The organism is Klebsiella sp. PK01 (assembly GCF_057624675.1).
This window is the reverse complement of the sequence record NZ_JBYEZM010000001.1, coordinates 863,194-886,899: the sequence shown is the minus strand read 5'-3', so window position 1 is coordinate 886,899 and position 23,706 is coordinate 863,194. Positions and strand designations below refer to the sequence as shown.

General features: G+C 54.9%; 23 protein-coding genes, 1 other RNA gene and 1 other annotated feature. Of the genes, 16 read left to right on the top strand and 8 right to left on the bottom strand.

Annotated elements, in window-relative coordinates:
- Positions 1-66: 66 nt before the first annotated feature.
- From AC22LX_RS04285 to ihfA, 9 genes are all read left to right on the top strand, one after another.
- Positions 67-825: a DUF481 domain-containing protein gene (locus tag AC22LX_RS04285; protein WP_015705111.1), complete on the top strand. Its 759-nt coding sequence runs from the start codon at positions 67-69 to the stop codon at positions 823-825.
- Positions 826-1,256: 431 nt separating this feature from the next.
- Positions 1,257-3,185: a threonine--tRNA ligase gene (thrS, locus tag AC22LX_RS04280; RefSeq protein WP_045397528.1), complete on the top strand. Its 1,929-nt coding sequence runs from the start codon at positions 1,257-1,259 to the stop codon at positions 3,183-3,185.
- A 3-nt stretch (positions 3,186-3,188) separates the two neighbouring features.
- Entirely contained in the window at positions 3,189-3,731 is a 543-nt protein-coding gene (gene infC / locus AC22LX_RS04275) for a translation initiation factor IF-3 (RefSeq protein ID WP_004189469.1), read from the top strand.
- A gap of 90 nt (positions 3,732-3,821) precedes the next feature.
- Positions 3,822-4,019 (top strand): 50S ribosomal protein L35, encoded by a 198-nt coding sequence (gene rpmI / locus AC22LX_RS04270; RefSeq protein ID WP_001124225.1) that lies wholly within the window; start codon positions 3,822-3,824, stop codon positions 4,017-4,019.
- Positions 4,020-4,069: 50 nt separating this feature from the next.
- On the top strand, positions 4,070-4,426 hold the full coding sequence (rplT, locus tag AC22LX_RS04265) for a 50S ribosomal protein L20 (RefSeq protein ID WP_004102963.1): 357 nt from the start codon (positions 4,070-4,072) through the stop codon (positions 4,424-4,426).
- Positions 4,427-4,544: 118 nt separating this feature from the next.
- Positions 4,545-4,669: a sequence feature (Phe leader region), on the top strand.
- Positions 4,550-4,594, top strand: coding sequence for a pheST operon leader peptide PheM (gene pheM, locus AC22LX_RS04260; protein ID WP_001386830.1), 45 nt, complete (start codon positions 4,550-4,552; stop codon positions 4,592-4,594). It overlaps the preceding feature by 45 nt.
- Positions 4,670-4,732: 63 nt before the next feature.
- The gene (gene pheS, locus AC22LX_RS04255; RefSeq protein WP_015367044.1) at positions 4,733-5,716 is read left to right on the top strand and encodes a phenylalanine--tRNA ligase subunit alpha; all 984 of its coding nucleotides are present in this window, start codon (positions 4,733-4,735) and stop codon (positions 5,714-5,716) included.
- A gap of 15 nt (positions 5,717-5,731) precedes the next feature.
- On the top strand, positions 5,732-8,119 hold the full coding sequence (pheT, locus tag AC22LX_RS04250) for a phenylalanine--tRNA ligase subunit beta (RefSeq protein WP_045422920.1): 2,388 nt from the start codon (positions 5,732-5,734) through the stop codon (positions 8,117-8,119).
- A 4-nt stretch (positions 8,120-8,123) separates the two neighbouring features.
- Positions 8,124-8,423 carry an integration host factor subunit alpha gene (ihfA, locus tag AC22LX_RS04245; protein WP_015367042.1) on the top strand — a complete coding sequence of 100 codons (300 nt, stop codon included), beginning with the start codon at positions 8,124-8,126 and terminating at the stop codon, positions 8,421-8,423.
- A gap of 57 nt (positions 8,424-8,480) precedes the next feature.
- Here ihfA and AC22LX_RS04240 read toward each other — a convergent pair whose 3' ends face one another.
- Genes AC22LX_RS04240 through admX form a run of 3 tightly spaced genes read right to left on the bottom strand, consistent with a single transcriptional unit; the run spans position 8,481 to position 11,049 of the window.
- Positions 8,481-8,834 (bottom strand): RidA family protein, encoded by a 354-nt coding sequence (locus AC22LX_RS04240; RefSeq protein WP_072251454.1) that lies wholly within the window; start codon positions 8,832-8,834, stop codon positions 8,481-8,483.
- Positions 8,831-10,096, bottom strand: a complete 1,266-nt coding sequence (locus tag AC22LX_RS04235) for a D-amino acid dehydrogenase (RefSeq protein ID WP_323133878.1) — start codon at positions 10,094-10,096, stop codon at positions 8,831-8,833. The genes AC22LX_RS04240 and AC22LX_RS04235 overlap by 4 nt, the downstream gene beginning before the upstream one ends.
- Positions 10,097-10,134: 38 nt before the next feature.
- Positions 10,135-11,049: an HTH-type transcriptional regulator AdmX gene (admX, locus tag AC22LX_RS04230; RefSeq protein ID WP_049060848.1), complete on the bottom strand. Its 915-nt coding sequence runs from the start codon at positions 11,047-11,049 to the stop codon at positions 10,135-10,137.
- Between the two features lie 277 nt (positions 11,050-11,326).
- Between admX and AC22LX_RS04225 the strand changes: the two genes are divergently transcribed.
- The gene (locus AC22LX_RS04225; RefSeq protein WP_045396055.1) at positions 11,327-12,760 is read left to right on the top strand and encodes a gluconate:proton symporter; all 1,434 of its coding nucleotides are present in this window, start codon (positions 11,327-11,329) and stop codon (positions 12,758-12,760) included.
- Between the two features lie 127 nt (positions 12,761-12,887).
- Positions 12,888-13,874 (top strand): vitamin B12 ABC transporter permease BtuC, encoded by a 987-nt coding sequence (btuC, locus tag AC22LX_RS04220; protein WP_045396058.1) that lies wholly within the window; start codon positions 12,888-12,890, stop codon positions 13,872-13,874.
- A 36-nt stretch (positions 13,875-13,910) separates the two neighbouring features.
- On the opposite strand, the gene AC22LX_RS04215 is transcribed toward btuC, so the two are convergent.
- Complete coding sequence (locus tag AC22LX_RS04215; RefSeq protein WP_045362713.1) at positions 13,911-14,711, bottom strand: MetQ/NlpA family ABC transporter substrate-binding protein; 801 nt, start codon at positions 14,709-14,711, stop codon at positions 13,911-13,913.
- 231 nt (positions 14,712-14,942) lie between these two features.
- Here AC22LX_RS04215 and AC22LX_RS04210 point away from each other — a divergent pair, with 231 nt between their 5' ends.
- The 4 genes from AC22LX_RS04210 to selO all read left to right on the top strand — a co-directional run bounded on the left by AC22LX_RS04210 (position 14,943) and on the right by selO (position 18,345).
- A complete protein-coding gene (locus AC22LX_RS04210; RefSeq protein ID WP_045396063.1) occupies positions 14,943-15,494 on the top strand; it encodes a glutathione peroxidase in 552 nt (183 codons plus the stop codon).
- Positions 15,494-16,243 (top strand): vitamin B12 ABC transporter ATP-binding protein BtuD, encoded by a 750-nt coding sequence (gene btuD / locus AC22LX_RS04205; protein ID WP_047050196.1) that lies wholly within the window; start codon positions 15,494-15,496, stop codon positions 16,241-16,243. Before AC22LX_RS04210 ends, btuD begins: the two co-directional genes overlap by 1 nt.
- 81 nt (positions 16,244-16,324) lie before the next feature.
- Positions 16,325-16,789, top strand: a complete 465-nt coding sequence (locus AC22LX_RS04200) for an NlpC/P60 family protein (protein ID WP_045396070.1) — start codon at positions 16,325-16,327, stop codon at positions 16,787-16,789.
- Positions 16,790-16,902: 113 nt separating this feature from the next.
- Positions 16,903-18,345 (top strand): protein adenylyltransferase SelO, encoded by a 1,443-nt coding sequence (gene selO / locus AC22LX_RS04195; protein WP_063447547.1) that lies wholly within the window; start codon positions 16,903-16,905, stop codon positions 18,343-18,345.
- A 28-nt stretch (positions 18,346-18,373) separates the two neighbouring features.
- Here the strand turns inward: selO and hemP are convergent, their stop codons facing one another.
- From hemP to ppsR, 3 genes are all read right to left on the bottom strand, one after another.
- Positions 18,374-18,553 (bottom strand): hemin uptake protein HemP, encoded by a 180-nt coding sequence (gene hemP, locus AC22LX_RS04190; RefSeq protein ID WP_161799839.1) that lies wholly within the window; start codon positions 18,551-18,553, stop codon positions 18,374-18,376.
- 170 nt (positions 18,554-18,723) lie between these two features.
- Positions 18,724-19,770 (bottom strand): 3-deoxy-7-phosphoheptulonate synthase AroH, encoded by a 1,047-nt coding sequence (gene aroH, locus AC22LX_RS04185; RefSeq protein WP_047050216.1) that lies wholly within the window; start codon positions 19,768-19,770, stop codon positions 18,724-18,726.
- Between the two features lie 154 nt (positions 19,771-19,924).
- Entirely contained in the window at positions 19,925-20,758 is an 834-nt protein-coding gene (gene ppsR / locus AC22LX_RS04180) for a posphoenolpyruvate synthetase regulatory kinase/phosphorylase PpsR (RefSeq protein WP_015367027.1), read from the bottom strand.
- 330 nt (positions 20,759-21,088) lie between these two features.
- Here ppsR and ppsA point away from each other — a divergent pair, with 330 nt between their 5' ends.
- Positions 21,089-23,467: a phosphoenolpyruvate synthase gene (ppsA, locus tag AC22LX_RS04175; protein WP_015367026.1), complete on the top strand. Its 2,379-nt coding sequence runs from the start codon at positions 21,089-21,091 to the stop codon at positions 23,465-23,467.
- Between the two features lie 83 nt (positions 23,468-23,550).
- Here ppsA and rprA read toward each other — a convergent pair.
- An RNA gene (gene rprA / locus AC22LX_RS04170) (antisense sRNA RprA) lies at positions 23,551-23,658 on the bottom strand.
- Positions 23,659-23,706 lie beyond the last annotated feature (48 nt).

The window sequence follows — 23,706 nt, the reverse complement described above, 5'->3', positions numbered from 1 at the left end:
ATGAAGGGATCTCTGGTCCATTCATCATTTGTACTGTCCTGAAGATATGTATTTTAGAGAGTTATAATGAAGCTTTTGAAGACAGTACCCGCAGCGGCATTGCTGGCGGGGGGGCTTTTTGCGTCTGTAAACGCACTGGCCGATGATTCCGTTTTTACCGTCATGGATGACCCTTCCACTGCTAAGAAACCTTTCGAAGGTGCTGTGAATGCGGGTTATCTCGCTCAGTCCGGCAACACGAAAAGCTCCTCAATGACCGCTGACTCAACGCTGACCTGGTACGGCGATACCACGGCCTGGTCACTGTGGGGCAACGCGAGCAACACGTCCTCTAACGATCAACGCTCTTCGGAAAAATATGCCGTTGGCGGTCGTAGTCGTTATAACCTGACCGATATGAACTACGTATTTGGTCAGGCCAGCTGGCTGACCGACCGCTACAACGGTTATCAACAGCGCGACGTCCTGACCGCCGGTTATGGTCGCCAGATCCTCAACGGCCCGGTTCACAGCCTGCGTTTTGAATTTGGTCCGGGCGTGCGTTATGACGAATATACCGATGGCGATAACGAAACTCAGCCGCTGGGTTACGCGTCCGGAACCTGGGCGTGGCAGATGACCGACAACGCTAAATTTACGCAAGGTGTTTCGGTATTCGGGGCTGAAGACACGACGCTGAATTCGGAAAGTGCATTAAACGTGGCCATCAACGCCCACTTTGCGCTACGCGTCGCCTATAACCTGACGTGGAACTCGCAGCCGCCGGCCTCGGCGCCGGAGCATACCGACCGCCGCACCACCTTGTCGCTCGGTTATAAAATGTAATTTTTCAGGCCGGGCAGCCGGCCTGATTCCTGTTGTTTCCTGCCGGGTATGAATACTCACTATAACGGATGATTTTTTCATTCGTTTTTTAGCGGTGGGGGGATTTATTTATGTATGCAGATAATTTATCGATTAATTAACCGCGTGGTATGAGCGGGAATTGCCACGATTAATTGTCAGCGCCCCTTGCTATTTAAAAGAAGAATAACCATTTAGTTATTGCGTCTTTAATCGCGCACTAATGATGTGTACACTAACACCCGGTGTTATCAACGAGCGGCTGCAGGTGAGGGCGGTTCAATAGATAGACGGGCGTACTCATATTTTCGCAGAGTGAAGCGGGAGCTGAGCCACAACTCGTTGATAATTATGATTATATTGTTTTGTATGTGCTCTTTCGTGTGGGGCACCACTGCAAATAAGGACATAAAATGCCTGTAATTACGCTTCCTGATGGCAGCCAACGCCATTTCGACCACGCAGTTAGCCCGATGGATGTTGCTCTGGATATCGGTCCAGGCCTGGCAAAAGCCACCATCGCCGGACGTGTTAACGGTGAGCTGGTTGATGCCTGCGACCCGATCGAAAATGATTCCACGCTTTCTATTATCACCGCAAAAGATGAAGACGGTCTGGAGATCATTCGTCACTCCTGCGCGCACCTGTTAGGTCATGCGATCAAGCAGCTGTGGCCGAACACTAAAATGGCCATTGGCCCGGTTGTCGACAACGGTTTTTACTATGATGTCGATCTGGACCACACCCTGACTCAGGAAGACATCGACGCGCTCGAAAAACGTATGCACGAGCTCGCCGAGAAAAACTACGATGTCATCAAGAAGAAAGTCAGCTGGCACGAAGCGCGTGAAACCTTCGTGAAGCGCGGCGAAACCTATAAAGTTTCCATTCTTGACGAAAACATCGGCCATGATGACAAGCCTGGCTTGTATCATCACGAAGAATATATCGATATGTGCCGCGGCCCGCACGTACCGAATATGCGTTTCTGCCATCACTTCAAACTGATGAAAACCGCTGGCGCGTACTGGCGTGGCGACAGCAACAATAAAATGTTGCAGCGTATCTACGGTACCGCGTGGGCAGATAAAAAAGCGCTGAACGCCTACCTGCAGCGTCTGGAAGAAGCCGCTAAGCGTGACCACCGTAAAATCGGGAAACAGCTTGACCTGTATCATATGCAGGAAGAAGCACCGGGTATGGTGTTCTGGCACAATGACGGCTGGACCATCTTCCGTGAACTGGAAACTTTCGTTCGCTCGAAGCTGAAAGAGTATCAGTATCAGGAAGTCAAAGGCCCGTTCATGATGGACCGTGTGCTGTGGGAAAAAACCGGCCACTGGGACAACTACAAAGATGCGATGTTCACCACCTCTTCCGAGAACCGTGAATACTGCATTAAGCCGATGAACTGCCCGGGTCACGTGCAGATCTTCAACCAGGGGTTGAAATCTTACCGCGATCTGCCGCTGCGTATGGCTGAATTCGGTAGCTGCCACCGTAATGAGCCGTCGGGCGCGCTGCATGGTCTGATGCGCGTTCGCGGCTTTACTCAGGATGATGCGCATATCTTCTGTACTGAAGATCAGGTTCGCGATGAAGTGAACGCCTGTATTCGTATGGTTTATGATATGTACAGCACCTTTGGCTTCGAGAAAATCGTCGTCAAGCTGTCTACTCGCCCGGAAAAACGTATCGGTAGCGACGAGACCTGGGATCGCGCGGAAGCGGATCTGGCGGTGGCGCTGGAAGAAAACAACATCCCATTTGAATATCAACTGGGCGAAGGGGCGTTCTACGGCCCGAAAATTGAATTTACCCTGTATGACTGCCTCGATCGTGCATGGCAGTGCGGTACTGTACAGCTGGACTTCTCCCTGCCGCAGCGTTTAAGCGCCTCTTATGTTGGCGAAAACAACGAGCGTCAGGTACCGGTAATGATTCACCGCGCGATTCTCGGCTCGCTGGAGCGCTTCATCGGCATCCTGACCGAAGAGTTCGCTGGCTTCTTCCCAACCTGGCTTGCGCCAGTGCAGGTAGTGGTCATGAATATTACTGATTCTCAGTCTGAATACGTTAACGAATTGACGCGTAAACTACAAAATGCGGGCATTCGCGTAAAAGCGGACTTGAGAAATGAGAAGATTGGCTTTAAAATCCGCGAGCACACTTTACGTCGTGTCCCGTATATGTTGGTCTGTGGCGACAAAGAAGTCGAAGCCGGCAAAGTGGCCGTGCGTACCCGTCGCGGTAAAGACCTCGGCAGCATGGACGTAAATGAAGTGATCGAGAAGCTGCAACAAGAGATTCGCAGCCGCAGTCTTCAACAACTGGAGGAATAAGGTATTAAAGGCGGAAAACGAGTTCAAACGGCACGTCCGAATCGTATTAATGGCGAGATTCGCGCCCAGGAAGTTCGCTTAACTGGTCTGGAAGGTGAGCAGCTGGGTATTGTGAGTCTGAGAGAAGCTATCGAAAAGGCTGAAGAGGCTGGAGTAGATTTAGTTGAAATCAGCCCTAACGCCGAACCGCCAGTTTGTCGTATCATGGACTACGGCAAGTTCCTTTATGAAAAGAGTAAGTCTTCTAAGGAACAGAAGAAGAAGCAGAAAGTTATCCAGGTTAAGGAAATTAAATTCCGCCCTGGTACTGATGAAGGTGACTATCAGGTAAAACTCCGCAGCCTGATTCGCTTTCTCGAAGATGGCGATAAGGCCAAGATCACGCTGCGTTTCCGCGGTCGTGAGATGGCCCACCAGCAGATCGGTATGGAAGTGCTTAATCGCGTGAAAGACGATCTGGTTGAACTGGCAGTAGTCGAATCCTTCCCAACGAAGATCGAAGGCCGCCAGATGATCATGGTGCTCGCTCCGAAGAAGAAACAGTAAGGCCATCAAGTAACATTCCGGTGGGCTTCGGCTCACTGGTTTGTTCGCCTTTGTTTCGTTTATTAACAATGCGAAGTGGAAGTTATTAAAATGCCAAAAATTAAGACCGTACGCGGTGCTGCAAAGCGCTTCAAAAAAACCGGTAAAGGTGGTTTTAAGCACAAGCACGCTAACCTGCGTCACATTCTGACCAAAAAAGCTACCAAGCGTAAACGTCACCTGCGTCCGAAAGCCATGGTTTCCAAAGGCGATCTGGGCCTGGTAATCGCGTGCCTGCCGTACGCATAAGTCGTTAACCCTTTTAACTTTTTAATTAGAATAGATACAGGAGAGCACATATGGCTCGCGTAAAACGTGGTGTAGTTGCCCGTGCACGTCACAAGAAAATTTTGAAACAAGCTAAAGGTTACTACGGTGCGCGTTCTCGCGTATACCGCGTTGCCTTCCAGGCTGTTATCAAAGCTGGTCAGTACGCTTATCGTGACCGTCGTCAGAAAAAGCGTCAGTTCCGCCAACTGTGGATTGCGCGTATCAACGCAGCAGCACGTCAGAACGGTATTTCTTACAGCAAATTCATCAACGGCCTGAAAAAAGCCTCTGTTGAAATCGACCGTAAGATCCTGGCTGACATCGCCGTATTCGACAAATTAGCGTTCACCGCTCTGGTCGAAAAAGCGAAAGCAGCTCTGGCATAAGCCAGTTGAAAGAGGGAGCTTGTCTCCCTCTTTTCGTTTCAACACTATCAATACATTGACTTTTATCCGTGCAGGCTTTTCAATACAGGTCTGACATTTCTTACCAGACAAGGTAATGCAAGCATGAATGCTGCTATTTTCCGCTTCTTTTTTTACTTTAGCACCTGAACTCAGGAGGCTAGCGCGTGAAAGAAGAAACGGAAAACAGCGCCAGAAAGCCTCCCCTGTGGAGGCTTTTTTCGTATATAGATTCGGGATATTTATTTCACTAAAACCGGTGTCTGCACCGACATAATGAGGAAAACCATGTCACATCTCGCAGAGCTGGTTGCCAGTGCCAAGGCAGCCATTAACGAGGCATCAGATGTTGCCGCGCTGGACAACGTCCGCGTTGAATATCTGGGTAAAAAAGGGCATCTGACCCTGCAAATGACCACCCTGCGTGAGTTGCCGCCGGAAGAGCGTCCGGCAGCGGGTGCGGTCATTAACGAAGCGAAAGAGCAGGTGCAGCAGGCGCTGAACGCGCGTAAGGCTGAACTGGAAGGCGCCGCGCTCAATGCCCGTCTGGCCGCAGAGACCATCGACGTCTCGCTGCCGGGTCGCCGCATCGAAAATGGTGGTTTGCATCCGGTTACCCGCACTATCGACCGTATCGAAAACTTCTTCGGCGAACTCGGCTTCACCGTGGCGACTGGCCCGGAAATCGAAGATGATTATCATAACTTCGATGCGCTGAACATTCCGGGTCACCATCCGGCGCGCGCTGACCACGATACCTTCTGGTTCGATGCGACCCGTCTGCTGCGTACTCAGACTTCTGGCGTACAGATCCGCACCATGGAAAACCAGCAGCCGCCAATTCGTATTATCGCGCCGGGCCGCGTCTATCGTAACGATTACGATCAGACCCACACCCCGATGTTCCATCAGATGGAAGGTCTGATTGTCGATAAGAACATCAGCTTCACCAATCTGAAGGGTACCCTGCACGATTTCCTGAATAACTTCTTCGAAGAAGATCTGCAGGTACGATTCCGTCCGTCCTACTTCCCGTTCACCGAACCGTCTGCAGAAGTTGACGTGATGGGTAAAAACGGTAAATGGCTGGAAGTACTGGGCTGCGGCATGGTGCACCCGAACGTTCTGCGTAACGTCGGCATCGATCCGGAAGTTTACTCCGGCTTCGCCTTCGGCATGGGCATGGAGCGTCTGACCATGCTGCGTTATGGCGTGACCGATTTGCGCGCATTCTTCGAAAACGATCTGCGTTTCCTCAAACAGTTTAAATAAGGGCAGGACAGAACAATGAAATTCAGTGAACTGTGGTTACGCGAATGGGTTAACCCGGCGATCGACAGCGAAGCGCTGTCCGATCAGATTACCATGGCGGGCCTGGAAGTTGACGGCGTTGAGCCGGTGGCCGGTAGCTTCAACGGCGTGGTCGTCGGTGAAGTGGTCGAGTGCGGCCAGCATCCGAATGCTGACAAACTGCGCGTTACTAAAGTCAATGTCGGCGGCGAGCGTCTGCTCGATATTGTCTGCGGCGCGCCGAACTGCCGCCAGGGGCTGAAGGTGGCCGTCGCGACCATTGGCGCCGTACTGCCGGGTGATTTTAAAATTAAAGCGGCGAAACTGCGCGGCGAACCGTCGGAAGGGATGCTGTGCTCTTTCTCCGAGTTGGGTATTTCCGACGACCATAGCGGTATCATCGAACTGCCGGCCGATGCGCCGATCGGTACCGATATTCGCGAATACCTCAAGCTTGACGATAACACCATTGAAATCAGCGTTACGCCAAACCGCGCCGACTGCCTGGGTATCATCGGCGTGGCGCGCGATGTCGCTGTGCTGAACAAAGCGCCGCTGAACGCGCCGGAAATCACTCCGGTTGCCGCCACCATCGATGACGTGCTGCCGATTCAGGTTGACGCGCCGCAGGCGTGCCCGCGCTATCTGGGCCGCGTGGTGAAAGGCATCAACGTCAAAGCGCCAACCCCGCTGTGGATGAAAGAGAAACTGCGTCGCTGCGGTATCCGCTCCATCGATGCGGTGGTTGACGTGACCAACTACGTGCTGCTTGAGCTGGGCCAGCCGATGCACGCCTTTGACCGCGACCGCATTGACGGCGGTATCGTGGTGCGGATGGCGAAAGAGGGCGAAACGCTGGTGCTGCTGGACGGCTCTGAAGCTAAGCTCGACAGCGATACGCTGGTCATTGCTGACCATAATAAAGCGCTGGCGATGGGCGGTATCTTCGGCGGCGAACATTCCGGCGTTAACGACGAAACCCAGAACGTGCTGCTGGAATGCGCGTTTTTCAGCCCGCTGTCTATCACCGGCCGCGCGCGCCGTCATGGCCTGCACACCGATGCATCCCACCGCTACGAGCGCGGCGTCGATCCGGCCCTGCAGTATAAAGCGCTGGAGCGTGCAACCCGTCTGCTGATCGACCTGTGTGGCGGTGAAGCCGGTCCGATTATCGATGTGACCAACGAAGAGACGCTGCCAAAACGCGCCACCATCACCCTGCGCCGCAGCAAGCTGGATCGCCTGATTGGCCATCATATTGATGACGCGCAGGTGAGCGATATTCTGCAGCGCCTGGGTTGCGAAGTGACCGTTGGTCAGGACGAGTGGCAGGCCGTTGCGCCAAGCTGGCGTTTCGATATGGAGATCGAAGAAGACCTGGTTGAAGAAGTGGCCCGCGTCTACGGCTACAACAACATTCCTGACGAGCCGGTACAGGCGGGTCTGATCATGGGTACTCACCGTGAAGCGGACCTGTCGCTGAAGCGCGTGAAAACGCTGCTGAACGACAAAGGTTATCAGGAAGTCATTACCTACAGCTTTGTTGACCCGAAAGTACAGCAGCTAATCCATGCCGGTGAAGAAGCGCTGATTCTGCCAAGCCCGATCTCCAGTGAAATGTCGGCGATGCGCCTGTCGCTGTGGACCGGTCTGTTGGGCACCGTCGTCTACAACCAGAACCGCCAACAGAGCCGCGTACGCATCTTTGAGAGCGGTCTGCGCTTCGTGCCGGATACGCAGGCGCCGCTGGGCATTCGTCAGGATGTGATGCTGGCCGGGGTGATTAGCGGTAACCGCTACGAAGAGCACTGGAACCTGGCAAAAGAAACCGTCGATTTCTATGATTTGAAAGGCGATCTGGAATCTGTTCTTGACCTGACCGGTAAATTAGCCGATATCGAATTCCGCGCAGAAGCGGCTACCGCACTGCATCCGGGACAATCCGCGGCGATTTATCTGAAAGGTGAACGCATTGGTTTCATTGGGGTTGTTCATCCGGAACTGGAACGTAAACTGGATCTCAACGGCCGCACTCTGGTGTTTGAAATTGAGTGGAACAAGCTTGCAGACCGCGTGGTGCCTCAGGCGCGCGAAATTTCCCGCTTCCCGGCGAACCGTCGCGATATCGCGGTACTGGTCGCGGAAAACGTCCCTGCAGCCGATGTTTTGGCCGAATGTAAGAAAGTTGGCGTAAATCAGGTAGTTGGCGTAAACTTATTTGACGTGTACCGTGGTAAGGGTGTGGCGGAAGGCTTTAAGAGCCTTGCGATTAGCCTGATCCTTCAGGATACCAGCCGTACACTCGAAGAAGAGGAGATTGCCGCTACCGTTGCCAAATGTGTAGAGGCATTAAGAGAGCGATTCCAGGCATCATTGAGGGATTGAACCTATGGCGCTTACAAAAGCTGAAATGTCAGAATATCTGTTTGATAAGCTTGGGCTTAGCAAGCGGGATGCCAAAGAACTGGTAGAGTTGTTTTTCGAAGAGATCCGTCGTGCTCTGGAAAACGGAGAACAGGTAAAACTCTCCGGGTTTGGCAACTTCGATTTGCGTGATAAGAACCAACGCCCGGGACGTAACCCGAAAACGGGGGAAGATATTCCCATTACAGCCCGGCGTGTGGTGACCTTCAGACCCGGACAGAAGTTAAAAAGCCGTGTCGAAAACGCTTCACCCAGAGAGAAATAATCTGGACTGACTAATTAAAAAGGCCGCTATGCGGCCTTTTTTCTTACCTAATTTATCTTACGCTTTTACGGCGGTGACCATGATCTCCACCAGAATATCTGGCCGCGCCATCTCGGCCTGAACGGCTGCCCGCGCCGGGCTATGGCCTTCCGGCATCCACTTCACCCAGACCTCATTAAACGCCGCAAAATCGCGTGAGATATCTTTAAGCCAGATTTGTGCGGAAAGGATGTGCTGCTTGTCGCTATCGGCCGCGGCCAGCAGGGCGTCGATCTTCTCCAGTACTTCGCGGGTTTGCAGCGCAATATCATCAGTGCTGCTTTTCGGCGTTTGGCCGGAGAGGAACACCAGATTGCCATATTCGACGCTGGCGGAAAGTCGGGGTTGCGGATTATTACGAATAATTGTCATGCGGATTGTTTCCATGTCAGACCATCTAAAGAAATTGCCGGCGCTTCGCCGTCGAGGAGCGCTCCCAGCACCACGGCGCTGCCGGCCGCGAGCGTAAAACCAAGGCTACCCTGGCCGAGATTCATCCACAGATTCTGGTATCCGGCGCGCCCCAGCATCGGTGGGCCCGCGGGCGTCGACGGACGCATACCGGTCCAGGCTTCGGCCTCATCCAGCCCCTGTAGATCGGGAAAGCTGCTAGCGACGATTTTCTTCAGCGCCTGAACGCGGCTATCACGTAGTTCATCCCCGTCGTAGCCGATATCCACCATCGCCGCGATGCGCAACTGTTCTCCCAGGCGGGCGTAAACGATTTTGTGTCCGTAGTCGGTCACGCTGATATCCGGCGCGATCCCGGCCTCTTTAGGATAGGGAAGGGTCAGGCTGTATCCCTTCAGCGCGCACAGCGGCACGCGCACGCCCAGATGACCCAGCAGCGGGCCGCTACCGTTGCCGGCGGCGACGACATAATCATCGCCGGTTATCGTACCGCGGCTGGTCTCAAGCGAACTGATGCGCCCGTCGCGTTTATTGAGCTTGAGCACCTCGCAGTGGGTGAGCAGGCTGAAGTTGCTACTGGCATTGAGTTTGTCGAGCAGGGCGAGACAGAATTTATGGCAGTCTGCCGTTTCATCTCCCGGTGAATAAATCCCGCCCTGTAGCGAATGGCTGATGTGTTTCAGCGCCGGTTCCAGCTGCAGGCAGGCTTCGGCGCTTAGCGCATGCTGGTACTGCGGATTCATTCCTTTCGCTGCTTTATGAAAGTCATATTCCCGACGATGGATAATAAGTTTGCCGCTACGCCGCCAGTGAAAATCGGCAAGATTATCTTCATCAAGCCACGACTGCATGACCTGACGACTGAGCAGGGATAAGCGCAAAATATGATCGCCGTTAATTTTGTTGCTTTGGCTATTGCAGGCACGCAGAAACTGCAACAGCCAGCGCCACTGCTGGAAAGACATTTGCAGGCGCATATTCAGCGGCGAATCGGCTTTGCCCATCCATTTAATTCCCTGCAGGGGGACGCCGCGGTCGGCAAGCGGCGCGACGTAGCGGTAGCTTAGCTGCCCGCCGTTGGCAAAGCTGGTGGCGCTGCCCGGCTCGGCGTTGCGCTCCAGCAGTTGAACCTGGTGTCCGCTCTTAATTAATACCCAGGCGGTGGCCAGTCCCACCACGCCGCCGCCGATAATCACAATGCGTTTTTTCATAACCTGATATATCCACCGCTGATAAATATCTTGCGGTTATGTCAAAGCATTTACCCTTGCGGCGCAATTGACTTTTTATGGTCAGGGTATAACTGCAGGTTAATTCCTTTGAGCTGTTGACGCAGCTGTCGACACAGAAAATCGACAAATTTCTGCGTGATTGGGCTGAGCGAAACATCGGCGCGACGCAGCAGGCAAAGGTTAATTTTCATCGGCGGCGTAATGGGGTGAATCATTTCCGGCGACAGATTATGCCGCGCCGAGAAAATATCGGTAATGCTGCAGCCGATGCCGCGCTTCACGAACTCGGTGGCCATGTAATAGGTCTGCACGTTAAGCCGGGTGGTGGAAAAGTCACGGCGAGTGGCGATGGCGGCAGAGAGCGAATGCGGCCCCGGCGAGATCCAGCGCTGCTGATCGATCTCCTTGATGTCCACCGCGCCTTGTCGGTAGTCGCGGTCGATATAGACCAGCGGCACTTCGGCAATCAGGGTGGTGATGATCTCCCCCTGCTGGACCGGCTGCAGCGTCAGCGCTAAATCTATTTCGCGCAGATCCAATTTCTTGACCAACGTCTCAGTATGCTCGGTGGTTAAGGTCATCACCAGATTACTGTTTTGCTGATAAAAATCGGTCACCAGCTCCGGCACCAGGCTTAATCCAAGGCTTGGTAAACAGCCTAAGGCGATCTTGGCGCGCGGGTCGCGGGCCAGATTATCGGCCAGCAGGCGCAGGTTATCGAGATCCTGATAAATGCTCTGCGCCTTTTCAAAAAGTGTGAGCGCTTCGCTACTCGGCAGCAGCTTGCCTCGTACCCGCTGAAACAGCTTAAAGCCGAGCTTAAGCTCGGCGTTTTTTAACGCTTTACTGGCGGCCGGCTGGGAGATATTCAGCGATTCCGCCGCGCGTGAGAGAGAGCCGCAAGTCATCACGGCGTAGAAGATTTCCAGATGGCGCAGTTTCATGAACAGTTAACTCAGGGTTATAGCTTGCCGATAAAAAGTCATTTTCTACTAACACTAAATTAACATAAATTTAATCGCCAATCAGCGCTTCGGTTACATATTGCGCTGCTGGTACCGTCTTCAGGCGGTCTTTTACGTTCTCAGAACCATTCCCTTTGTACCCTGCAAACCCTCAGGCCATGAAGCCAATAATGATAACGAGGGGGGATATTTTCTGAGCAGGCCCGAATACGCCAACCTGCAATTACGGTCGGTTTTAATGGCTTTAAGGAGTTATATGAGTGACTCAACGCTCGCTGGCAATACCCTCGCCAGACGAAATATCACGAGAAAAAACGTTGTTATTGGCCTGTTATTGGTGCTTTTTGTGTTAACCGCGTGGTGGTGCCATGGCCGCCCGAGCAGTGAACTCGGCCTGTTGGGCTTTACGCCATTAGTGGCGTTAGCGGTGCTGTCGCTGGTCGGTGTCGATATTGTGTTGGCGGTGATTTCTTCGATTATCATCGCCATGATTATGACCTCGACCGGATTGCCGGAAATGGGCACCATGCTGGCGAAATCCACCGGTTCGTTTATTGCCACCGTCGGGCTGATTATTATGCTCGGCGCCGGGGTGGGTGAAGTCGCCACTCGTACCGGCGCCGCGGTTGAGTTAGTGAAATTTGTGGTTCACCGCATCGGCCTTTCCAGCCAGACGCGGGTGAAGTTCGGCATCGTTGTATCTTCGATTTTAATCTGCGGCTCGCTGGGCACAATGGCCGGTGGTAACGCGATTATCGTCGCGGTGATCATCCCGGTGGCGGCTGCGGTACGCTTAACGCCGCCGACGGTGGCTGCGCTGATGATGACCGCCGGTTCGGTAGGGTTGTTTACCGGGCCGTTTACGCCCAGTACCGTCACCATCCTGAGCCTCGGCGGATTGAGCTATCCTGATTATCTGCTGTACGTTGGCCTGCCGATGAGCGCAGTCACGTTATTGGCCGGCTGGGTGATGGCGGGGCGGATCCAGAAGATGACCGAAGGTAAACTGCGCTATGAAGTCGATCTCACGGAGAAGCCAACAGAAGCACTGAGCGCCGCGCAGCTGCGTCGGCGTAAGCTTAGCGCACTGGCCTTCGCGGCAACGATTATTGTAATGGCGGTCATTGGCGTGGTGATCAAAGCCGGATTCAGCTTTGCGATTATCGTGATGCTACTGGTAGCCCTGATTACCGGGCTGGTGGGCGGCCTGCGCCCGACGCAGATCCTGCAGGCGCTGTACCACGGTTGTGGCCGTCTGGTGTGGATGTTTATTCTGTACTGGCTGTATAACCCGATCCTGGAGCTGATGGATGGCCTTCATGCCTATCAGGGGCTGCTCGACTATACCCAGCCGCTGCTGGAAGGCATTTCGCCTGCCTGGCTGTGCTTTTGCATCTTCGCTTTCAATATTATTGGTCACGTACCGGGGGCGGCGGTGGCGCAGATGACCTTCACCCACAAAATTTTCGGCCCGATGCTGATGGCCGCCGGCGTACCGCCGCAGGGAACCACTGCGGTGCTGCTGGCCTCTTCGCAGGTCGACTGGTTTGGCCCATTCCCCTCTTCGGATATGTTTGGTCAGATGGGGCTGGCGCAGTCTACCCATCTGAAATACATGCTGTATAACGGCTGGGCGATTGTGGTGGCGAATATCATTCTCTTCGCGCTACTGTTCCAGATACTGGTGTAACTTCCGTTTTCACGCAGGCGTCCTGGCGAGCACTGACGTCTGCGTGAAGATTGCTCTGCGTTTTTCCTTTTCTCCCCGCCATCGCCACCGTAAAATCAATCACCTCGCTCACTTGCCTCCGGGACTTATGCAGACCTTCGTCGATATTCAACAGCGCCATAACCGTCGTTGGCTAACCGCCTTAACGCTGATTCTGCTCGTCACATTGACTATTAGCCTGTGCGCCGGTGACCAGTGGATCCCGCCGCAGGAGTGGTTTAGCGCCAAAGGCGAGCTGTTTATCTGGCAAATCCGCCTGCCGCGCACGCTGGCGGTGCTGTTAGTGGGGGCGGCGCTGGCGCTTTCCGGGGCGATCATGCAGGCGCTGTTTGAAAATCCGTTGGCGGAGCCGGGTCTGCTGGGCGTTTCTAACGGTGCGGGCGTTGGGCTGATTGCCGCCGTGCTGTTAGGCCACGGCGTGTTACCCATGTGGGCGCTGGGGCTGTGCGCCATTGCCGGCGCGCTGCTGATTACCTTTATTCTGCTCCGTTTCGCCCGGCGCCACCTGTCCACCAGCCGTCTGCTGCTGGCGGGCGTGGCGCTCGGCATTATTTGTAGCGCGTTGATGACCTGGGCGGTCTATTTCTCAACCTCTTTTGACCTGCGCCAGCTGATGTACTGGATGATGGGGGGTTTTGGCGGCGTCGACTGGCAGCAGCTGTGGCTGATGCTGGCGCTAATACCGGTGCTGCTGTGGGTATGCTGGCAGTCGCAGCCGCTGAACTTACTGGCGTTGGGCGAAGTCTCGGCGCGTCAGCTCGGCCTGCCGCTGTGGTTATGGCGAAAACTACTGGTGGTGGCCACCGGCTGGCTGGTCGGCGTCAGCGTGGCGCTAGCGGGGGCGATTGGCTTTATTGGTCTGGTGATCCCGCATATTTTGCGCCTGTGCGGCCTGAGCGATCATCGGGTGCTGCTTCCCGCCTGCCTGTTAGCTGGCGCCAGCGCGCTGCTCGGCGCCGATATCATCGCCCGTCTGGCGTTATCGGCGGCGGAATTACCGATCGGCGTGGTGACGGCGACGCTGGGGGCGCCGGTGTTCATCTGGTTGCTGCTGCGTTCGGGGCGACGGGGGTAGGGAGACGCCGTCATAGTGGACGGCGTCGGGTGACGATTACCAGCCTTTGATGGCATCGCCTTTATAGACTTCCTGCGCTTTATCGGCGACTTCCCTGGTCTGGAAGGCCTCTTTCAGCTCCTGAATTTTCTTGCTGTCTTTATTATCCTCGCGCGAGACGATCGCATTCACATAAGGTGAATCCGGGCCTTCCATAAACAGGCCATCGCGGGCGGCGGATAAACCGACCTGCGCCGAGAAATTAGTGTTGATGATGGCAAGCGTTACGTTCGGATCGTCGAGCGTACGGGTCAGCTGCGGAGTATCGACTTCAACAATCTTCAGATGTTTCGGATTATCGATGATATCCAGCGTGGTGGGCAGATAGCCGACACCATCTTTCAGCTTGATTAATCCTTGCGCCTGTAACAGCAGCAGGCTGCGGCCGAGGGTGGTGGTTTCGTTAGAGATAGAGACGGTCGCGCCGTCAGGCAGTTCGCTGATATTTTTGATTTTGCGCGAATAGGCGGCAATCGGGAAGACGAACGTTTTACCGACGATAGCGAATTTATAGCCGCGCTCTTTCGACTGCGCCTCGAGATAGGGCAGCGTCTGGAAGGCGTTAGCATCGACATCTTTATTATTTAACGCTTCATTCGGCAGGACATAATCATTAAAAGAGATAACCTCAACGTCGAGGTTATATTTGTCTTTTGCTACCTGCTCTACGACTTTCCAGATAGCTTCATCCGGGCCGGTATTGATCGCGACTTTAACCTTATTGTTATCGTCCGGAGAGCAGGCGGATAACAGCGCCACCGATGTGGCGATTAACACCGAGCTTAACAACTTCTTCATCTCTAAAAACTCTCTTAAATTAACAAGTAACGAAACACTATTACATACTTTTCACACTGTACACTGATTTGTCCGTTGCTGATATTGAGAGGAATTCATGTTGCCGTCGACAAGCGCAGCGCTGTCACATCAAGCGACATTTGCCCGCGAATCAAAGTAGAATCAAGCGCGTTGAATCCGCTACAGTAGATAGGGATCTCCTTAACCTGCATTATTGACTGAGGGAAGGCTATGCAACACGACATTCTTAATACCGAAGTGACGACCATCGATGGCGAAAAAACCACCCTGGCGGCGTATGCCGGAAAGGTGCTGCTGATCGTCAACGTGGCCTCAAAATGCGGCCTCACGCCGCAGTATGAGCAACTGGAAGCGCTGCAAGAAGAGTTTGCCCCGCAGGGATTTAGCGTCCTTGGCTTCCCTTGTAATCAGTTTCTCGGCCAGGAGCCGGGCAGCGAAGAAGAGATTAAAACGTTCTGTAGCGTAACCTACGGCGTCACCTTCCCGCTGTTCAGTAAAATTGACGTCAACGGCGAACATCGCGCGCCGCTGTATCAAAAATTGATTGCCGCCGCGCCGAAGGCCATCGCGCCGGAAGGGAGCGGTTTCTATGAGCGGATGGCCAGTAAAGGCCGCGCGCCGCTGTACGTTGACGACATCCTGTGGAACTTTGAAAAATTCCTCGTGGGCCGCGATGGTCAGGTGATTCAGCGTTTCTCGCCGGATATGACGCCGGACGACCCGCAACTGCTGGCTGCGGTAAAAGGAGCGCTAGCGCAATAATGCCGTTTTTGATGCAGCTACAGGATGTAGCGGAAGCGGGGCGGCTGTCGCCGTTTACCGCTGACGTTCGGCCCGGAGAGATAGTCCATCTGGTGGGGCCGAACGGCGCGGGTAAAAGTACCCTGCTGGCGCGGATGGCCGGGCTGACCGTCGGCCCTGGCCTGATCACCCTTAACCAGCGGGCGCTGGATCAGTGGCCCGCGGCGGAACTTGCCCGCCATCGCGCCTATTTGAATCAGCAGCAGCTCCCGCCCTTTGCAATGCCGGTGTGGCACTATCTGTCATTACATATGCAAGACAGCGCCCCGCAGGGATTGCTCAACGAGATAGCCGGGCAACTGGGGTTAAGCGATAAGCTGGGGCGCCAGGTCAACCAGATCTCCGGCGGCGAGTGGCAGCGGGTGCGTCTGGCGGCGGTGATCCTGCAGATTCACCGCCGCGCGAATCCCGCCGGGCAGCTGTTATTGTTAGATGAACCGATGAACAGCCTCGATGTCGCGCAGCAGGCGGCGCTGGATAGCGTGCTGGCGTCGCTGAGCGCGCTGGGGGTCGCTATCGTGATGAGCAGCCACGATCTCAACCATACGCTGCGTCATGCGCAGAGGGCGTGGCTCATTTGTGAGGGGCGGATGATTGCCTGCGGAGAAACGTATGAGGTGTTAAGTGAAGAGAATTTGACCGCCGCTTATCATATCGCGTTTCAGCGGGTGGAAGTCGCTGGTCATCTAATGCTCGTGGCGTCACAGTAGCGGTTAAGGATCTTGCCTGTAAGCCGCTAAACAGGCTAAATTATTTCAATAACAGGACAGGGAACAGAGGAATCGTCTGAGATGCGTGTGTGGTTCATTTTTATTGCGGCGATGGTGCTGGCAGGCTGTAGCAGCCACCGGGCGCCGCCGCCGAATCCACGGCTGGCTGATTCCATTACCGTGGTAGCGAATCTCAATGAGCAATTGCGTAACTGGCGTGGGGCGCCGTACCGCTATGGCGGCATGACGCCGCGCGGCGTCGACTGCTCTGGCTTTGTGGTACGCACGTTCCGCGATAAATTCGCCATGCAGCTGCCGCGGGAAACTCGTGAGCAGGCGGAAATCGGCACCCGCATTGATAAAAGCGATCTGTTGCCCGGCGATCTGGTGTTCTTCAAAACCGGCTCCGGCGAAAGCGGCCTGCACGTCGGTATCTATGATACCGACAATCAATTTATTCACGCCTCCACCAGCCAGGGCGTTACCCGCTCGTCGCTGGACAACGTCTACTGGAACAAGAAATTCTGGCAGGCGAGGCGCATTTAACCCGCATTCGGCGAAAAAAGGGAGCGATGGCTCCCTTTTTTAATTGCCATAACCCTGCAGTTCGCCCGTGTTAATCCCCTGTTTAAGGCACTACACTGGCGGCAGGAGGAACCATGACCCTGTCTTTTACTACTCACTGGCGCGATCGGCTGCCGGGTTTTTACACATCGCTGGCACCCACGCCGCTGGATAACGCGCGTCTCATCTGGCGCAACACCGCTCTGGCGCAAACGCTGGGCGTCCCGGAAACGTTATTCGAACCCGAGCGAGGAGCGGGCGTCTGGGGTGGCGAAGCGTTGCTGCCGGGAATGTCGCCGCTGGCGCAGGTCTATAGCGGCCATCAGTTCGGCGCCTGGGCCGGCCAGCTTGGCGATGGACGCGGCATTCTGCTTGGCGAGCAGCAGTTGCCGGATGGTCAACGTTTTGACTGGCATCTTAAAGGCGCGGGTCTGACGCCCTATTCGAGAATGGGCGATGGCCGGGCGGTACTGCGCTCGACTATCCGCGAAAGCCTTGCCAGTGAAGCAATGCATGCGCTGGGCATTCCCACTACCCGCGCGCTGGCGATGGTGACCAGCGACACACCGGTTTACCGCGAACGCGAAGAACGCGGCACGATGCTGATGCGCATCGCCGAAAGCCACGTACGCTTTGGCCATTTCGAACATTTTTATTATCGTCGCGAAGCGGAAAAAGTGCAGCAGCTAGCAGATTACGTGATTGACCACCACTGGCCGCATCTGCAGCAGGAGGCGGATAAGTATATTCTCTGGTTCCGTGACGTTGTCACGCGCACCGCGGAGATGATAGCCAGCTGGCAGACCGTTGGCTTTGCCCACGGGGTGATGAATACCGATAATATGTCGATTCTTGGCCTGACCATGGATTATGGTCCATATGGCTTCCTCGATGATTTCCAGCCCGGGTTTATCTGTAACCACTCTGATTACCAGGGGCGCTACAGTTTTGATAACCAACCGGCGGTAGGGTTGTGGAACCTGCAGCGTCTGGCCCAGTCGCTCTCGCCGTTTATCAGCGCCGACTCGCTGAACGCGGCGCTGGATGACTATCAGCATGCCTTATTGACCGCCTACGGCCGCCGCATGCGCGACAAACTCGGCTTCTATACTCAGCAAACCGGCGATAACACACTGCTTGATGGACTGTTCAGCCTGATGGAGCGTGAAGGGAGTGACTACACCCGTACCTTCCGGATGCTGAGCCAAAGCGAGCAGCACAGCGCGGCATCGCCGCTGCGCGATGAATTTATCGACCGCGCGGCGTTTGATAGCTGGTTTGCCGACTACCGGGCGCGGCTGCGCGATGAACAGATCGACGATAGCGAACGCCAGCAGCGGATGCAGGGCGTCAACCCGGCGGTGGTGCTACGTAACTGGCTGGCGCAGCGGGCGATAGAACAGGCCGAAGCTGGCGATATGCGCGAGCTGGAACGTCTGCATGAAGCCCTCGCGCAGCCGTTCGCCGATCGTACAGATGATTACGCCAGCCGCCCGCCTGATTGGGGTAAACATCTGGAAGTGAGCTGCTCCAGCTAACCGTAAAGCCTCGCCATCGCGCGGGGTTTTATTTGGTCAAAATTAGCTTACCGGCGTGGGTCTGGCGCAGCAGATAGCGCTGGCCGTCATGTTCGATCACCACGCGTCCTTCCGGGCCTAACAGCGTCCGGCTGCTGATTTGGCGATCGCTGGCAATAGGATAGGGAGCATTGTCTTTTGTTTTCTCTGCTGTGGCAGTGTTATCCATACGCGTCATAGCACCAAAATAAAAATAAAAGAAACAATGATAATCATTATCAGTAATGTTAATTTTCACGGCAAGCCTTTTTTGTCGTGGCTTACCATTTCAGGTAGCTATTGCGCAGAGGATGAACGGCGAGCGGTGAAAACCCGCCGCGAGCGCGGCGGGGGAAGGGATTACAACCGTGTAGCGGTGGCTGCAGCCAGTTCAGCGAGCATTTTTTCGCTATCTTCCCAGCTCAGGCACGGGTCGGTAATCGACTGGCCCCAGGTCAGCGGCTGACCGGGGATCACTTTTTGCGTTCCTTCGGCGAGGAAGCTCTCCGCCATGATCCCGGCAATGGCGGTGGATCCATCGCGGATCTGCTGGCAGATATTGGCGCACACTTCCAGCTGACGGCGATGCTGCTTCTGACAATTGCCGTGGCTGAAGTCGACGACCAGTTGCTCAGGGAGATCGAATTCCCGTAGCGCTTCACCGGCGGCGGCGATATCCGTTGCATGATAATTCGGCCGTTTACCGCCGCGCATAATGATATGGCCGTACGGGTTACCGCTGGTCTGGTAGATGGTCATCTGGCCCTGTTTATCCGGCGACAGGAACATATGGCTGGCGCGCGAGGCGCGTATCGCGTCGACCGCGATGCGGGTGTTGCCATCGGTACCGTTTTTAAAACCAACCGGGCAGGAGAGCGCCGAGGCCATCTCGCGGTGAATTTGGCTTTCGGTGGTGCGCGCGCCGATGGCGCCCCAGCTAATCAGATCGGCGATAAACTGCCCGGTCACCATATCCAGAAATTCGGTGGCGGTGGGGATACCCATCTCGTTGACCTGCAGCAGCAGACGACGCGCCAGTTCAATGCCGTGGTTGACCCGGTAGCTGCCGTTGAGGTCAGGGTCGGAAATGAGTCCTTTCCAGCCCACGACGGTGCGCGGTTTTTCGAAATAGGTGCGCATGACAATTTCCAGCTGCGGCTGGTAACGTTCGCGCATGCCCTGCAGGCGGCGCGCATATTCCAGCGCCGCTTCGGGGTCGTGAATGGAGCAGGGGCCGATAATCACCAGCAGGCGGCGGTCTTCGCCGTTGAGGATCTTTTCAATCCGCCGGCGGGAAGCGGAGACGTGGGCGGCAACCTCGGCCGACACGGGATGGCGCTGCGCCAGTTCCGCGGGCGTTACCAGGCTTTCAATGCGCGCGGTACGCAATTCGTCTGTTTTATTCATTGGGGTCTCAAAAATCTGTTTCTTCCGCGGCGAAAATGCCGGGAAGTGATGCGCATCACGATAAACCAATCCCTGCTTATTGCAAGAGCAGGGCATGATCCTGTATAGGCCACGAGCGATAGCATAAACAAATTTTCAATAATGTACTAGTGTATTAGTACATCCTGCGATTTAGCCCCATGATATCCATGATTTTGGTGGCAATTTCCTCTACCGAATAGTTGGTACTGTTAAGGCAGGGGATCTTGTTTTTGCGATATAGCGCTTCGACTTCGGTGACTTCCATGCGGCACTGGCGCAATGAGGCGTAGCGACTGTTTTCCCGGCGCTCTTCGCGGATTGCCGCCAGGCGCTCCGGGTTAATCGTCAGGCCGAACATCTTGTGCTGCAGCGGCTTTAACGAGGCCGGGAGAACCAGATTGTCCATATCGTCGGCGATAAAAGGGTAGTTAGCGGCGCGAATACCATACTGCATGGCCAGGTACAGGCTGGTCGGCGTTTTACCGCAGCGCGAAACGCCGAGCAGGATCACCTGCGCCTGATCGAGATTGCGCAGCGAAATGCCGTCGTCATGGGCGAGCGTGTAATCGATGGCGGCGATACGCGCATCGTATTTAATCAGGTTACCGGGATTCAGGCCGTGGGTGCGGTGAGCCACCGGCGTGGGATCCAGATGTAATTCTTGCTGCAGCGGGGCTACGAGCGCCTGCACGATATCCTGACAAAAACCCTCGCTTTGCAAAATTATGTCGCGAATTTCGGGGATAACGATGGAATAGAAGACCAGCGGACGGATGCCGGTTTGTTGAAAAATGGCATCGATTTGCTCTTTTACCGCCCGGGCGCGACTGACATTTTCGACGAACGGCAATGTCACGCTACTGATGGCCACCGGGAATTGCGACATTACCGCATGGCCTAAAACTTCCGCCGTAATAGCGGTACCGTCAGAAATATAAAATACGTGGCGATCTACAGCACTGTCCATTTTGACCATCCGGTATAATTATCTAAAAGCAGAGTAAATTTAAGCACAGAGCTTTAACCTTTGTCTCACTTAAAAAAATGAAACGCTATTTTTGTTTTTAATGAAATGGCAGGTTCAGTTTCTGTTTTTGCACACTATTTGTATCAAATATCAATAGAATCCATTTTAATCATATAGTTAGGGAATTCCGGAAAACAATCCTAAAAACAGAAAATTAATTTGCTTGAACGATTCACCGTTTTTTTCAGCGGCATAAATATGTTAGGATGAATACCGTAGTCGATCGTGTGTTTTCTATAATTTGTATTAAATCACAAAAGGATTGTCTCGATGTCCAACAATGGCTCGTCACCGCTGGTGCTTTGGTATAACCAACTCGGCATGAATGATGTAGACAGAGTTGGGGGCAAAAATGCCTCCCTTGGTGAAATGATTACTAACCTGTCCGGTATGGGTGTCTCCGTGCCAAACGGGTTCGCCACCACCGCTGATGCTTTCGATCAGTTCCTGGACCAAAGCGGCGTTAACCAGCGCATTTATGCACTGCTGGATGAAACCGACATTGACGACGTTTCCGCATTAGCGAAAGCGGGCGCGCAGATCCGTCAGTGGATCATCGACACCCCCTTCCAGAGCGAACTGGAAAACGCGATTCGCGAAGCTTATGACCTACTGTCCGCCGATGACGCCGAGGCCTCGTTTGCCGTGCGTTCTTCGGCGACGGCGGAAGATATGCCGGATGCCTCCTTCGCCGGCCAGCAAGAGACATTCCTCAACGTGCAGGGCTTTGACGCCGTGCTCGTTGCCGTGAAGCACGTATTTGCTTCACTGTTTAACGATCGCGCGATCTCCTATCGCGTGCATCAGGGTTACGATCACCGCGGCGTGGCGCTATCCGCCGGGGTGCAGAGGATGGTGCGCTCCGACCTGGCCTCCTCCGGCGTGATGTTCTCCATCGATACCGAGTCCGGTTTCGACCAGGTGGTGTTTATCACCTCGGCGTGGGGGCTTGGCGAGATGGTGGTGCAGGGCGCGGTGAACCCGGACGAATTTTACGTTCACAAACCGACCCTGGCGGCTAACCGCCCGGCTATCGTGCGCCGTACCATGGGGTCGAAAAAAATCCGCATGGTGTACGCGCCGACTCAGGAACACGGCAAGCAGGTGCGGATTGAAGATGTGCCCCAGGCGCAGCGCGATGTTTTCTCGTTAACCAACGAGGAAGTGGAAGAGCTGGCGAAGCAGGCGGTGCAGATCGAGAAGCATTACGGCCGTCCGATGGATATCGAGTGGGCGAAAGATGGCCACACCGGTAAGCTGTTTATCGTCCAGGCGCGCCCGGAAACCGTCCGTTCGCGCGGTCAGGTGATGGAGCGTTATACCCTGCATGCCCAGGGGCAGATCATCGCCGAAGGGCGAGCCATCGGCCACCGTATCGGCGCCGGCCCGGTTAAGGTTATTCACGATATCAGTGAGATGAACCGCATTGAGCCCGGCGACGTGCTGGTCACCGACATGACCGACCCGGATTGGGAACCGATCATGAAGAAAGCCTCGGCGATCGTCACCAACCGCGGCGGACGTACCTGTCACGCGGCGATTATCGCCCGTGAGCTGGGGATCCCGGCGGTGGTCGGCTGCGGCGATGCGACCGACCGTATCCAGGAAAACCAGAATGTCACCGTTTCCTGCGCCGAAGGCGACACCGGCTACGTCTACGCAGAGTTACTGGACTTCAGCGTGAAGAGCTCCAGCGTCGGCGAGATGCCGAACCTGCCGCTGAAGGTGATGATGAACGTCGGCAACCCGGATCGCGCCTTTGACTTCGCTTGCCTGCCGAATGAAGGCGTGGGGCTGGCGCGTCTGGAATTTATCATTAACCGCATGATTGGCGTTCACCCGCGCGCGCTGCTGGAGTTTGACGACCAGGAACCGGGCCTGCAGAACGAAATCCGCGAGTTGATGAAAGGCTACGACTCACCGAGAGAGTTCTACGTTGGCCGCCTGACCGAAGGGATCGCTACCCTTGGCGCCGCCTTCTACCCGAAACGGGTGATCGTGCGTTTGTCCGACTTTAAATCTAACGAATACGCCAACCTGGTGGGCGGCGAGCGTTACGAGCCGGAAGAAGAGAACCCGATGCTTGGCTTCCGCGGCGCCGGACGCTACGTTTCAGAAAGCTTCCGCGATTGCTTCGCGCTGGAGTGTGAAGCGATGAAACGCGTGCGTAACGACATGGGGCTGACCAACGTGGAAGTGATGGTGCCGTTCGTACGTACCGTCGCGCAGGCGAAAGCGGTGGTCGAAGAGCTGGAGCGTCAGGGGCTCAAGCGCGGCGAAAACGGGCTGAAGATCATCATGATGTGCGAAATCCCGTCGAACGCGCTTCTGGCGGAGCAGTTCCTCGAGTACTTCGATGGCTTCTCGATCGGTTCGAACGATATGACGCAGCTGGCGCTGGGCCTTGACCGCGACTCCGGCGTCGTGTCTGAGCTGTTTGATGAACGCAACGACGCGGTGAAAGCGCTGCTGTCGATGGCCATCCGCGCGGCGAAAAAGCAGGGCAAATACGTGGGCATCTGCGGCCAGGGTCCGTCCGACCACGAAGACTTTGCCGCCTGGCTGATGGAAGAGGGGATCGATAGCCTGTCCCTGAACCCGGATACCGTGGTGCAAACCTGGTTAGGTCTGGCTGAACTGAATAAATAAGTTCAACGCGGCTAGCACAATCCCTGGCAGAGATGCCGGGGATTTTTTTTGCCTTCAGCAACGTTTCGCTATTTGATTTTGACGTAAAAAAAAGCCCATCGTGGGAGATGGGCAAAGACTACACACAGCAATTCGTTGTTTCACTCAGGGGATTTCCATGCTTATAAATCAATATCTTGATCTATAACCGTGGGCTAATAGTAGGCATCAGGGCTGTTGGCGTCGATCGGATTCTTCTC